At 72.1% G+C, this 12,505-nt stretch carries 12 protein-coding genes; 8 read left to right on the top strand and 4 right to left on the bottom strand.

The genetic code is table 11. From position 1 onward, the window contains the following. Window positions 1-5: 5 nt before the first annotated feature. Entirely contained in the window at window positions 6-764 is a 759-nt protein-coding gene (locus KAK06_RS18590; protein WP_210803646.1) for a class II aldolase/adducin family protein, read from the bottom strand. A 112-nt stretch (window positions 765-876) separates the two neighbouring features. On the opposite strand from KAK06_RS18590, the gene KAK06_RS18595 reads away from it, so the two are divergent. The 7 genes from KAK06_RS18595 (at window position 877) to KAK06_RS18625 (ending at window position 7,171) form a co-directional block, all read left to right on the top strand. After that, window positions 877-1,800 (top strand): LysR family transcriptional regulator, encoded by a 924-nt coding sequence (locus KAK06_RS18595; RefSeq protein WP_210803647.1) that lies wholly within the window; start codon window positions 877-879, stop codon window positions 1,798-1,800. 155 nt (window positions 1,801-1,955) lie between these two features. Then, the gene (locus KAK06_RS18600) at window positions 1,956-2,930 is read left to right on the top strand and encodes a TRAP transporter substrate-binding protein (protein ID WP_247652973.1); all 975 of its coding nucleotides are present in this window, start codon (window positions 1,956-1,958) and stop codon (window positions 2,928-2,930) included. Between the two features lie 7 nt (window positions 2,931-2,937). After that, on the top strand, window positions 2,938-3,441 hold the full coding sequence (locus KAK06_RS18605; RefSeq protein ID WP_210803648.1) for a TRAP transporter small permease: 504 nt from the start codon (window positions 2,938-2,940) through the stop codon (window positions 3,439-3,441). Window positions 3,442-3,454: 13 nt separating this feature from the next. Beyond that, window positions 3,455-4,753: a TRAP transporter large permease gene (locus KAK06_RS18610; protein WP_210803649.1), complete on the top strand. Its 1,299-nt coding sequence runs from the start codon at window positions 3,455-3,457 to the stop codon at window positions 4,751-4,753. After that, window positions 4,753-5,475 (top strand): 5-oxoprolinase subunit PxpB, encoded by a 723-nt coding sequence (gene pxpB, locus KAK06_RS18615; RefSeq protein ID WP_210803650.1) that lies wholly within the window; start codon window positions 4,753-4,755, stop codon window positions 5,473-5,475. The genes KAK06_RS18610 and pxpB overlap by 1 nt, the downstream gene beginning before the upstream one ends. Continuing rightward, window positions 5,472-6,422 carry a 5-oxoprolinase subunit C family protein gene (locus KAK06_RS18620; RefSeq protein ID WP_210803651.1) on the top strand — a complete coding sequence of 317 codons (951 nt, stop codon included), beginning with the start codon at window positions 5,472-5,474 and terminating at the stop codon, window positions 6,420-6,422. Before pxpB ends, KAK06_RS18620 begins: the two co-directional genes overlap by 4 nt. After that, the gene (locus tag KAK06_RS18625) at window positions 6,419-7,171 is read left to right on the top strand and encodes a LamB/YcsF family protein (protein ID WP_210803652.1); all 753 of its coding nucleotides are present in this window, start codon (window positions 6,419-6,421) and stop codon (window positions 7,169-7,171) included. Before KAK06_RS18620 ends, KAK06_RS18625 begins: the two co-directional genes overlap by 4 nt. Here KAK06_RS18625 and KAK06_RS18630 read toward each other — a convergent pair. Continuing rightward, window positions 7,168-8,799 (bottom strand): tetratricopeptide repeat-containing sulfotransferase family protein, encoded by a 1,632-nt coding sequence (locus KAK06_RS18630; RefSeq protein ID WP_210803653.1) that lies wholly within the window; start codon window positions 8,797-8,799, stop codon window positions 7,168-7,170. The genes KAK06_RS18625 and KAK06_RS18630 overlap by 4 nt on opposite strands. A gap of 131 nt (window positions 8,800-8,930) precedes the next feature. Between KAK06_RS18630 and KAK06_RS18635 the strand changes: the two genes are divergently transcribed. Next, window positions 8,931-10,757 carry an ATP-binding protein gene (locus tag KAK06_RS18635; RefSeq protein ID WP_210803654.1) on the top strand — a complete coding sequence of 609 codons (1,827 nt, stop codon included), beginning with the start codon at window positions 8,931-8,933 and terminating at the stop codon, window positions 10,755-10,757. Between the two features lie 6 nt (window positions 10,758-10,763). Here KAK06_RS18635 and mnmA read toward each other — a convergent pair whose 3' ends face one another. Both mnmA and KAK06_RS18645 read right to left on the bottom strand, forming a co-directional pair. Then, a complete protein-coding gene (gene mnmA, locus KAK06_RS18640) occupies window positions 10,764-11,870 on the bottom strand; it encodes a tRNA 2-thiouridine(34) synthase MnmA (RefSeq protein ID WP_210803655.1) in 1,107 nt (368 codons plus the stop codon). Between the two features lie 89 nt (window positions 11,871-11,959). Continuing rightward, window positions 11,960-12,442: an NUDIX domain-containing protein gene (locus KAK06_RS18645; protein WP_210803656.1), complete on the bottom strand. Its 483-nt coding sequence runs from the start codon at window positions 12,440-12,442 to the stop codon at window positions 11,960-11,962. Window positions 12,443-12,505: the final 63 nt, after the last annotated feature.

Below are 12,505 nucleotides of genomic sequence, written 5' to 3' on the forward strand. Positions count from 1 at the left end.
CCGGATCAGGTGTCATAGCCGGGCAGCTGCCGATCCAGCCGGCGCCGCAGCCCCGGCCAGACCAGGTCGGCGCCCTGGCCCACGCTGACCTCGCGCGCCTGCGCCAGCATGTCGGCGATGATGGGTTGGCCCACCCGGGTGAGGGCCGCGCCACCCGACTGCGCCAGGATCTGGATGCGGCAGGCCATCTCCAGCAGGTACATGTTCTGGAAGGCCTCGCCCACCGTGCGGCCCACGGTCAGCAGGCCGTGGTTGCGCAGGATCATCCACATCGCGCCGCCCAGGTCGGCGGCCAGGCGCGGGCGTTCGGCGTCGCGCAGCGCCACGCCCTCGTAGTCGTGGTAGGCCAGCGCGTTGAGGATGAAGCCGCTTTGCTGCGACAGCGGCAGCAGGCCCTCGGCCTGCGCCGCCACCGCCACGCCGTGCGGCGTGTGGGTGTGCATCACGCAGGCCACCTCGGGCCGCGCCGCATGCACGGTGCTGTGGATCACGAAACCGGCCGGGTTGACCGGAAAGCGCGTCTCCTGCAGCGGCCGCCCGGCGTGGTCCACCTTGATCAGGCTGGAAGCGGTGATCTCCTCGAAGAACAGGCCGTAGGGGTTGATCAGGAAGTGATCGGCCTCGCCCGGCACGCGCATCGAGAGGTGGGTGTAGACCAGGTCGTCCCAGCCGAACAGCGCGACCAGGCGGTAGGCGGCGGCCAGGTCCACCCGGGCCTGCCATTCGGTGGCGGACACCTGGTCCTTGAGCGAGGGGATCATCATCGGGCTTCTCCGGTGGCTGTGCTGGTCAATCTAGGCCATCGTTCGCGCCTTGCCCATGCGGACCCACCCGCGTCCCCGACGCGACAGGCCCGGCGCTTGCTACGCTCCTGTCATGAACACGCGCTTTCTCGAAACCCTGGTGGTGCTGGCCCGCGTCGGCAGCTTCCGCGAGACCGCGCAGGTGCTCAACGCCACCCAGGCGGCCATCTCGCAGCGCATCGCCAACCTCGAGGACGACCTGGGGGTGGAGCTGGTCGACCGCAGCCAGCGCCGCCTGACCCTGACCGCCGCCGGCGAGCAGGCGGTGCGCCAGGCCCAGCGCATGCTGGACCTGGAGCGCGAACTGCGCGCCAGCACCCGCCCCGAGGCGCCGCCGGCCGGCCGGGTGCGGCTGGGGGCGATCGAATCCGTGGTGCGCACCTGGCTGTCGCCGCTGGTGCGGTTGCTGGCCGAGCGCCACCCGCAGATCGAGCTGGACATCACGGTGGACACGGCGAAGAACCTGCACGAGGCGCTGCGCGGCCGCAAGCTCGACCTGATGGTGCAGAACGACCCCTACGCGCCCGCCGTGGGCAGCACCGAGCACCGGGTGACGCCGCTGTGCGAGTTTGCGCTGCACTGGATCGCCCGGCCCGAGCTGGCACCGCAGCGCGGCGCGCTGACGCTGGCGCAGCTGGAGCGGGTGCCGCTGCTGACCTTCTCGCGCACCTCCAGCCCGCAGGCCCATGTGCGTGCCCTGTTCGCCGACCGCGGCACCGAGCCGCGCATCTGCAATTTCCCCTCGGTGGAGTCGATCATCCAGCTGGTGCGCGACGGCTACGGCATCGCCGCCATCCCGCCGGTCTTCGTGCGGGCCGATCTGGACAGCGGCGCGCTGCGGCTGTGCGAGGGACCGGCACTGCCGGCGATGACGATCAGTGCGATCAGCGAGCGCGATGCGACACCGGCGGTGCGCGCCACCCAGGCCTTGACGGCCGAGGTGGTGACGCACTACTGCGCCGAGCAGGACCCGGCCTGGGTGCGACCACTGCACTGACCCCGGGGCAACCCTGAGCCGCGATCAGCAAAAGTTGTCGCGCGGCGCAAAGATTTCTCGTTGGACAGCCCCGGCCGATTGGCCCGACAGTCGGGACCATCCTGCCGGCCGCGCGCCAGGCAGGCCCCGACCCACCCTGTCCCACGAGGAAGCCGATGAACCGTCGCCTGATGATCGCCACCGCCGCGGCCGCCGCCGCGCTGGCCGCCCTGCCTGCCGCCGCCGCCACCAGCTGGAATGTGTCGGCCGAGCAGCCCGACGCCAACTACCTGACGCAGAACGTGCGCCAGTTCGCCGAGGACGTGAAGGCGGCCACCGGCGGCGCGCTGGAGCTCAAGGTGCAGTCCAACTCGGTGCTGCTCAAGCGGCCTGAGGTCAAGCGCGGCGTGCAAGCCGGCATCGTGCCGGTGGGCGAGGTGCTGATGTCGGCGCTGGGCAACGAGGACCCGATGTTCGAGATCGACTCGATCCCCTTCGTGGCCACCAGCTTTGACGCCTCCGAGAAGCTCTGGAAGGCTGCGCGCGAGCAGATCGCCGCGCGCCTGGACAAGCAGGGCGTGGTGCTGCTGTACGGCGCGCCGTGGCCGCCGCAAGGCATCTACACCGAGAAGCCGGTCAGCTCGATGGCTGACTTCAAGGGCGTGCGCTTTCGCGCCTACAGCGCTTCCACGACCCGCATGGTCACGCTGATGGGCGCGGTGCCCACCACCATCCAGACCGCCGAGGTGCCGCAGGCCTTTTCCACCGGCGTGGTCGACATGATGATCACCTCGCCCGCCACCGGCGTGGACACCCAGGCCTGGGACTACGTCAAGCACTACTACGACGCCCACGCCTTCATCCCGCAGGCCATCGTCATCGCCAACAAGCGCGCGCTGCAGGGCCTGCCGGCCGACCAGCAGGCCGCCGTGATGGCGGCCGCGAAGAAGGCCGAGGCGCGCGGCTGGGCCACCGCCCGTGAGCGCACCGGTGTGCTGACCCAGACCCTGGCGACCAAGGGCATCAAGGTGCAGCCGGTGCCGCCGGCCATCGCCGCCGAGCTGACCAAGATCGGCCAGACCATGGCCGACGAGTGGCTGAAGAAAGCCGGTGCCGAAGGCGCCGCCGTGCTTGACGCCTTCCGCCGCTGAGCCCGCCGTGAAGCTGCTGCACCGACTGGCCACCGCGGCCGGCGTGGGCGCCGCCGTGGCGCTGGTGGCGATTGCGCTGGTGATCCTGGCGCAGATCGTCGCCCGGCTCGCTGGCACCCAGGTGCCGGCGGCCGACGACTTCGCCGCCTGGGCCATGGCCGCCTCGGCCTTCCTGGCCCTGCCCTACGCGCTGCACCATGGCGAGCACATCCGCGTCACGCTGATCCTGGGCCGCCTGCAGGGCGGCGCGGCGCATGCGGTCGAGACCCTGGCCACCGCACTGGGTCTGGGCCTGGCCGCCTGGGCCGCCTGGCAGGCCGGCGCCTTCGTGTTCGACTCCTGGCGCTACGACGAGGTGGCCCAGGGCGTGCTGCGCGTGCCAATGTGGATCCCGCAGCTGCCCATGCCGATCGGCCTGGCGCTGCTGGCCGCGCTGCTGGCCGAGCGTCTGTGGCGCTGCCTGAGCGGCCAGGACCTGAGCGACGGCGGCGAGACCGCCCGCACCGAATGAGCAGGAGCGCCGCATGACCGAACTGAGCCAGGCCGCCCTGCTGATGGTGGTCCTTTTCATTGCCCTGGGCCTGGGCCTGTGGGTGGCGCTGGCGCTGCTGGGCTGCGGCCTGGTGGGGCTGCTGCTGTTCACCTCCACGCCGCCGGGACTGCTGTTCGCCACCACGGTGTGGAGCGCCACCGCCAGCTGGGCGCTGACCGCGCTGCCGCTGTTCATCTGGATGGGCGAGATCCTCTACCGCACCCGCCTGGCCGAGGACATGTTCGCCGGCCTGGGCCCCTGGGTGCGCGGCCTGCCGGGGCGGCTGCTGCATGTCAACGTGATCGGCTGCGGCATCTTCGCGGCGGTCAGCGGTTCGTCGGCAGCCACCGCCGCGACCATCGGCAAGATCACGCTGCCCGAGCTGAAGTCGCGCGGCTACGACGAGGCCATCGCCGTGGGCTCGCTGGCCGGTGCCGGCACGCTGGGCCTGCTGATCCCGCCGTCGATCGTGATGATCGTCTACGGCGTGGCGGCGCAGGTGTCCATCGTCAAGCTGTTCACCGCCGGCGTGCTGCCGGGGCTGATGCTGATGGCGCTGTTCTCCGGCTACATCGCCTTCTGGGCCTGGCGCCACCCGGACCGCGTGCCCGAGGACGGCGAATCGGTGCCCATGGCCGAGCGCTTCAAGCGCCTGCGCCTGCTGGCGCCGGTGACGCTGCTGATCATCGCGGTGATCGGCTCGATCTACGCCGGCATCGCCACGGCCACCGAGGCGGCGGCGGTGGGCGTGGTGGGCGCGCTGGCGATTGCCGGCGTGGGTGGCTCGCTGACGCGGGCCTCGCTGGCGGCCAGCCTGATGGGCGCGGTGCGCACCTCCTGCATGATCGGCTTCATCCTGATGGGCGCGGCCTTCCTGACCAGCGCGATGAGCTTCACCGGCCTGCCGGCCACGGTGGCCGGCTGGATCACCGGTCTGGGCCTGGCGCCCTGGCAGCTGCTGACGGTGCTGACCGCCTTCTTCGTGCTGCTGGGCTGCTTCCTCGATGGCATCTCGATCGTCGTGCTGACCACCGCGGTGCTGATGCCGGCCATCCAGGCTGCGGGCATCGATCCGCTGTGGTTCGGCATCTACCTGGTGCTGGTGGTGGAGATGGCGCAGATCACGCCGCCGGTGGGCTTCAACCTGTTCGTGATCCAGGGCATCACCGGGCTGCAGCTGTTCACGCTGGCGCGCATGGCCCTGCCCTTCTTCCTGCTGCTGGTGGCGGCCACGGCGCTGATCACGCTGTTCCCGCAGATCGTGCTGGCGCTGCCGGCGGCGATGGGCTGATGCGCGACGCGCCCACCATCGAGCCGCTGGGCGACTGCGCCTTGCGCGTGGGCCTGGGCAGCGAGCCCGATGCCGCCACGGTGGCGCGCGTGCAGGCCGCCGCCCGCACGCTGCGCGAGGCGCCGCCCGCCGGCCTGCGCGAGGTGGTGCCCGCCTACACCACGCTCACGCTGCACTACCGCCCCGAGGCGGTGGCCGGCGAGCCCGACGATCTGCAGCCCCCGTGGCAGCGCCTGGCCGCCCAGGTGCAGGCGCTGCTGCGACGCCCCCGCCGCCGTGCGGCCGCGGCTGCGCGCGAGGTGGTGGTGCCCGTCTGCTATGGCGGTGAGCACGGACCCGACCTGGCCGCCGTGGCCGCCCACTGTGGTCTCAGCGAAGACGAGGTGGTGCGCCGCCATCTGGCGTCACCGCACCAGGTGGCGATGCTGGGCTTCGCGCCGGGCTTTCCGTTCATCACCGGCCTGGACAGCGCGCTGCGCACCGCGCGCCGCGCCACGCCGCGCACCCGCATTCCGCCGGGCTCGGTGGCCATCGCGCGCGAGCAGACCTGCATCTACCCGCTGGAAACCCCCGGCGGCTGGAACCTGATCGGCCGCACGCCGCTGCGTCTCTTTGACCCCGCTGCCAACCCACCCAGCCGGCTGCGCCCGGGCGACCGCCTGCGCTTCGAGCCGATCGATGCGGCCCGCTTCGCGGCGCTGTGGGCCCAGGAGCGCACATGATCGAGGTGCTGGATCCCGGCTTGCAGACCCAGCTGCAGGACAGCGGCCGCTGGGGCTGGCAGGCCGACGGCGTGCCGGTGGGCGGCGCGATGGACGGCTGGAGCCACCGCGTGGCCAACCTGCTGGTGGGCAATGCCGGCGACGAGGCCACGCTGGAGATCCTGCTGCAAGGCCCGCGCCTGCGCTTTGCGCGCGCCGCCTACATCGCCCTGGTCGGCGCCGAGCTGCCATTGACGCTGGACGGCCAGGCCGTGCCCGCCGGCCGGCGCCTGCTGGTGCCCGCCGGCGCCGTGCTGGCCTGTGGCCGCGCCCGCGCCGGCCTGCGCGCCTACCTGGCGGTGCAAGGCGGCTTCGACGTGCCACCGGTGCTGGGCAGCCGCAGCACCTATGTGCGCGGCGGCTTCGGCGGCTGGCAGGGGCGCGCGCTGCAGGCCGGCGATCGGCTGCCCCTCGGGCCGGCGGCTGCCGAGCCACCCATCACGGCCGGTCTCGACACCACGCCCACGCTGCCCGACCCCGCCCAGACCGAGCGCGTGCTGGTGGTGCCCGGCGAGCATTGGGAGGCCTTTCCCGCCGCAGAGCGCGCCGCCTTCCTGGCCACCGCCTGGCGCGTCGGCCCGCAATCCGACCGCATGGGCTACCGCCTGCAAGGGCCCGCACTGGGCGCGCCGGCGCTGGGCGAGCTGCTCAGCGAGGGCGTGGCCTTCGGCACTGTGCAGGTGCCGCCCGACGGCCAGCCGATCGCGCTGATGGCCGAGCGGCAAAGCACCGGCGGCTACCCCAAGATCGCCCATGTCGCCGCGGTGGACCTGCCACTGCTGGCGCAGATGGCCCCGGGCCAGCGGCTGCGCTTCGAGCTGATCAGCACCGACCGCGCCCAGGCCCTGCTGGAAGACCGTGAACGCACGCTGGCGCAACTGCGCCGCACGCTGCTGGAGACACCATGAGCACCCTCGACCTGAACTGCGACATGGGCGAAGGCTTCGGCGCCTGGACGATGGGCGACGACCTGGCGCTGCTGGACCACGTCAGCTCGGCCAACATCGCCTGCGGCTTCCATGCCGGCGACCCCGCCACGATGCGCGGCGTGGTGGCCGCCGCACTGGCGCGCGGCGTGGCCGTGGGCGCCCACCCGGGCCTGCCCGACCTGGTGGGCTTCGGTCGGCGCGAGATGAAGGTGAGCCCGGCGGATGCCTACGCGATGACGCTGTACCAGGCCGGCGCGCTGGCTGCCTTCGCGCGCGCTGCCGGCGGCCGGCTGCACCACGTCAAGCCGCACGGCGCGCTCTACAACATGGCCGCCCGCGACCGCGCGCTGGCCGACGCATTGGCCCAGGCGGTGCACGACCTGGACCCGTCGCTGGTCTTCTACGGCCTGGCCGGCAGCGCGATGGTCGACGCCGCCCGCGCCCGCGGCCTGCGCGTGGCCGAGGAGGTGTTTGCCGACCGCGCCTACGAGGACGACGGCCGCCTGGCCGCGCGCGGCACCCCCGGCGCGATGATCGAGGACGCCGACGCCGCGCTGGCCCAGGTGCGGCTGATGCTGCAGGGCCAGGTGCGCGCGCGCAGCGGTGCGCTGGTGGCGCTGCGCGCCGACACGCTGTGCCTGCACGGCGACCAGCCCGGCGCACTGCACTTTGCGCAGACGCTGCGCGCCGCGCTGGCCGCCGACGGGGTGACGGTGCGCGCGCCTTAGGCGGCCGGCCCCAGCGCGTCGATCAGCGGCCCCAGCCAGGGCTCGAAGGCGCGCCAGTGCTCGACCGCGCCAGCGTGGATCGGCCGGCGCACCTGCTCGGAGCTGGGCGTGGTGACGCCGCGCGGGTTCTCGTGGAAGCGCAGGCAGGCGTCATCGAAGGGCAGGTTCAGCGCGGCCAGCAGGCGGCGCGTCTGGCCCTCGGGGTCGGCCACCAGGTCTTCGTAGTGCAGCCGGGTGATGGCGCCGGGCAGCACCGCCTGGAAGTGGTCCATCAGCGCCAGGTAGTCGCGGTGGTAGCGGCCCAGCTCGGCCAGGCCCAGGCGCCCCTTGCTGCTGAAGGACTTGAAGATCGACAGCGCGCTGGCCACCGGGGTGCGGCGCACCTCGACGATGCGCGCCTTCGGCAGGATCAGCCGGATCAGGCCCAGGTGGAAGAAGTTGGCCGGCTTCTTGTCCAGCACCACCGGCCGACCCAGGTGGCGGTGGCGCTGCAGCAGCGCCAGGTAGCGCTCGCCCAGGCCGCGCAGCCGCTCGGGCGGCAGCGCCACCAGCGCATCCAGCCAGGCGGTGCCCAGCGCGGTGTCCTTGCGGCCCGCCAGCTCGGCGGCGATCGCGCCGATGTAGGGCAGCTCGGCCGTGGCCTCGACCTGCGGGTGGCTGGCCAGGATCTGCTCGACCAGCGTCGAGCCCGAGCGCGGCCGGCTGACGATGAACACCGGCGCCTCGTCCAGGCAGCCGTAGCTGGCGCGTTCAGCGAAGAAGGCGGGCGTGAAGACCGCGCACTGGCGGGCCACGCCGCGGCTCAGCGTGTCGGGGTCGTAGTCGATGCGCGCGCGCAGCGCCGCGGCGCCCTGGGCGTACAGCGTGAACGCGCCCTCGGCATCGCCGGCGTCCTCGCGCGCCTTGGCCAAGGCGTACTGCAGCGCGGCGCGCTCGGGCACGGGCAGCTCGGGGCGGGCCAGCTGCTGCTGCATCGTCGCCAGCTCGGCCGGCTCGAAAACGTGGTTGCGCAGGTCAGCCAGTGCCCACCAGGCCCCGCCCAGGCCGGGGCGCAGGGTGCAGGCGCGGCGGTAGGCGGCCACACAGTCGTCGCGCCGGCCCAGCGCGCGCAGCGCGTGCCCCAGATCCAGCCACGACAGCGCGCGCGATGGGTGGGCATCGGCCAGCCGCTGGTAGATCGCCAGCGCCGCAGCGTGCTCGCCCAGCGCCAGGTGCAGGTGGGCCATCAGCTCGGCGAACAGCGGGTGGTCAGGCTCGGCCGCCAGCAGTCGGCGCGCTTCGGGCTCGGCCTCGGCGGGCCAGCCCTGCTGATCCAGCAGCTTGGCCAGGTTGTAGCGCGCGGCGCTGAAGTCGGGCTGCGCCGCCACGCAGCGGCGCAACGCGGCGATCGCCTGCGCCGGCCGGCCGGTGCGCAGCTGCGCGCGGGCCAGCAGGTACAGCGCGTCGGCATCGTCGGGGCGGCGCGCCAGGTGGGGGGCCAGCAGTGGCTCGACCAACGCGTCCCGGCCGGTTTGCAGCAGCTCGGCCGCCTGGCGCAGCAGCGGCGTGGCGGGCGGGCGCTGGGCGGCCAGCCGCTGCATCGCCCGGGCCCAGGGGTCCGGCGGGGAGGGAGGGGCGGCCGCAGGCATCCGGCCGAGTGTATCGATCCGCCCGCGGGTATTCATCAAGCCCGCCGCGCGCCGGCCGATATACCTTTGCGCCATGCCCTCGCAAGGCGTCCGGCATCCACGGGCGCCACCGGCAGGCGGGTCCCGATCCCATGCAGTACCGTCCCGACCCACCCGAGCCGATCTCGCCGCGCGCCATCGACGCCGAGATCGCGCTGGAGCGCGTGCGCGCCATCTACCGCCTGGCGCCGCAACCCCAGTTGGGCGCGGCGGTGTTCGGACTGGTGGTGGCCTGGGCGATGTGGGGCCGGGTCGCTAACGCCTGGGTGCTGGGCTGGCTGGCATGGCGGCTGCTGATCAGTGCTGTGCGGGCCCTGGACACCGGCCGCTTCGAGCGCGACCCCCATCGCGCGCAGCGGCTGCGCTACTGGCAGATCCGCTTTGACGTACTGATCACGCTGGACAACCTGTGCTGGGCCGTGATCTCGCTGGTCTTCGTGCCCGCCGTGCGCGATACGCTGCTGGGCACGCTGCTGTTTGCCAGCGTGCTGTGCATCACCGCGGTCGGCGTGTTCCTGCTCGTCAGCAGCCTGCGCACGGCGATCATGAACTTTGTGGCCGTGCTGCTGCCGGTCATCCTGCAGGCGTTGTGGTCCGGTCACCCGGACGCCTGGATCGTCGTGGCCTGCGTGCTGATCTATGCCGCGGTGCTCACCCAGGAGAGCTGGCGCAGCTGCCGCGACTGGACCGAGATGACCCGGCTGCGGCTGGAGGCCGCGTCGGTGGCGGCCGAGCGCGAACAGGCGCGCCGGGTGGCGGTGGAGGCCAACCTGGCCAAAAGCCGCTTCCTGGCCAACATGAGCCACGAGATCCGCACGCCGATGAACGGCCTCCTGGGCATGTCCGAGCTGCTGCGCGACACGCCGCTGAACGCCGAACAGACGCGCTACGTGCAGGCCATCTCCAGCGCCGCCAACGCCCTGCACGAACTGCTGGGCGACATCCTCGACCTGTCCAAGATCGAGGAGGGCAAGGTGGTGCTGGAGCGGGTCGATTTCGACCCGGCGCAGCTGTTGGGCAGCGTCGCGGCCATCTACCGCGAACTGGGCCAGGCGCGCGGCGTGGCGGTGCGGACCGAGCTGTCCTTGTCCGGGCTGCCACCGGTCAGCGGCGACCCCACCCGGCTGCGCCAGGTCATGACCAACCTGCTGGGCAATGCGCTGAAGTTCACGCCCTCGGGCACCGTGCTGCTGCGCGCCGGTACCGTGGCCGCGCCGGAGGGCGATGCGCGGCCCTGGCTGCAGGTGTCGATCCAGGACAGCGGCATCGGCATGACGCCCGAGCAATTGGGCCAGCTGTTCCAGCGCTTCTCGCAGGCCGACAGCTCCACCACCCGCCGCTTCGGCGGCAGCGGCCTGGGGCTGGTGATCTGCCGGCACCTGGTGGCGCTGATGGGCGGCACCATCCATGCCGAGAGCGAACCGGGCCAGGGCAGCCGCTTCTGGTTCGAAGTGCCGCTGACGCCGGCCGAGCGCGCCATGGTCGAGCCCGCTGCGGACCCAGGCCGGGCCATGGTCACCGACGCCAGCGCACCGCGGCCGTCGCGCATCCTGGTGGTGGAAGACAACGCCGTGAACTGCATGGTGGTCCAGGCCATGCTGGAGCGCATGGGCATGACGGTGCTGCTGGCCGGCGATGGCGCCCAGGCGGTGGCTGCCGTGCAGGCGCAGGCCGTCGACCTGGTGCTGATGGACTGCCAGATGCCGGTGATGGACGGCTATGAGGCCACGCGACAGATCCGTGCCGGCGACCCGCCCAGCGCGCAGGTGCCGATCATCGCGCTCACCGCGCACGCGCTGGCCGAGGACCGTGAGCGCTGCGAGGCCGCCGGCATGGACGACTACCTGCCCAAGCCCGTCACTGCCGAGGCGCTGGGGGGCATGCTGCGCAAGCACCTGGGTGCCGCCAACGGGACCTGAGCTGCCTCAGGCCAGCTCGGCCGACGCGATCACGCCGCCGCCCAGGCAGACCTCGCCGTCATAGACCACCGCCGACTGCCCCGGCGTGACCGCCCACTGCGGCTGGGCGAACAGCAGCGACAGGCCGGCGGGCGAAGGGTCCAGCGCGCAGGCGGCATCGGCCTGGCGGTAGCGGGTCTTGGCGCCATAGCCACCGGCGCGCGGCGCCTGGCCGGCCACCCAGCTGAGGTCATCGGCCACCAGGCGGCGGTACTGCAGCCAGGGGTGCTCGTGGCCCTGCACCACCACCAGCGCGTTGCGGTCCAGGTCCTTGCGCGCGACGAACCAGGGCAGGTGCTCGCCGCCGCCGCGCGGCGCCTTCTTGTCCTTCACGCCACCGATGCCCAGGCCCTGGCGCTGGCCCAGCGTGTAGAAGCTCAGGCCCACATGCTGGCCCAGCGTGCGGCCGCGCTCATCGACGATCGGGCCGGGCTCGTGGCTCAGGTAGCGGTTGAGAAACTCGCGAAACGGCCGCTCGCCAATGAAGCAGATGCCGGTGGAGTCCTTCTTCTTCGCATTGGGCAGGCCGATCTCCTCGGCCAGGCGGCGCACCTCGGTCTTGGGGAGCTCGCCCACCGGAAACAGCGTCTTGGCCAGCTGCGCCTGGTTCAGGCGGTGCAGGAAGTAGCTCTGGTCCTTCAGCGGATCCAGCCCCTTGAGCAGTTCATGCCGGCCATCGCGCTCGCGCACCCGGGCGTAATGACCCGTGGCGATCTTTTCGGCGCCCAGCCGCATCGCGTGGTCCAGGAAGGCCTTGAACTTGATCTCGGCGTTGCACAGCACGTCGGGGTTGGGCGTGCGGCCGGCCTGGTACTCGCGCAGGAACTCGGCGAACACGCGGTCCTTGTACTCGGCCGCGAAATTGACGTGCTCGATCTCGATGCCGATGACATCGGCCACCGCTGCCGCATCGACGAAATCGACGTTGGACGAGCAGTACTCGCTGTCGTCGTCGTCTTCCCAGTTCTTCATGAAGATGCCGACGACCTCGTGCCCCTGCTGCTTGAGCAGCCAGGCCGAGACCGCGGAATCGACGCCGCCGGACAGGCCGACGACCACGCGTTGCTTGTGCATGGCGGGATTGTCGCCGGGCGTCCAGCGTCAATCATCCCGGGGCGGCTTTTCACATCATGCAACGACCGACAGGTCGGAAAACCCGGTGTTCACTTGTGGAGCAGCTTGACGCTGGGGTGCATGTGCAGCAAATCCAGCGCAAACCCGCGCCCCGCCGCGTGGTCCTCGATGCTGCATAGCAGCATCGGACTGCGGTGCCGGTCAGGGCAGGCGCGCAGCTCGTCCAGGCTCATCCACAGCGTGCGCTCGATGGGCTGGTCGTAGCCGCGGCCGGGCAGTTCATCGCCCACCGTGCCAGCGATCGCGAAGCGCAGGTAGGTGATGTCCTCGCCGGTGCTGGCGCGCTGCATTCGCCCCAGGTAAACCCCGACCACGTGGGTGGGCGTGAAGACGCGCGCGGTCTCCTCCAGCGCCTCGCGGATCACGGCCTCGATGAGGGATTCGCCAGGGTCCAGGTGGCCGGCCGGGTTGTTGAGTTTCAGGCCCTCGGGTGTGCGCTCCTCGACCAGCAGATAGCGGCCCTCGCGCTCGATGATCGCGGCCACGGTGACGCTTGGTTTCCAACGTTCCATCGGGCCATCTTAGAGCCCGGGCAAACCGCCGGACGACAGCGCTCCGCGATTGGGTAAGCTAGG

This window comes from Ideonella aquatica (assembly GCF_018069755.1).
In the GTDB taxonomy this organism is placed as follows: domain Bacteria; phylum Pseudomonadota; class Gammaproteobacteria; order Burkholderiales; family Burkholderiaceae_C; genus Ideonella; species Ideonella aquatica.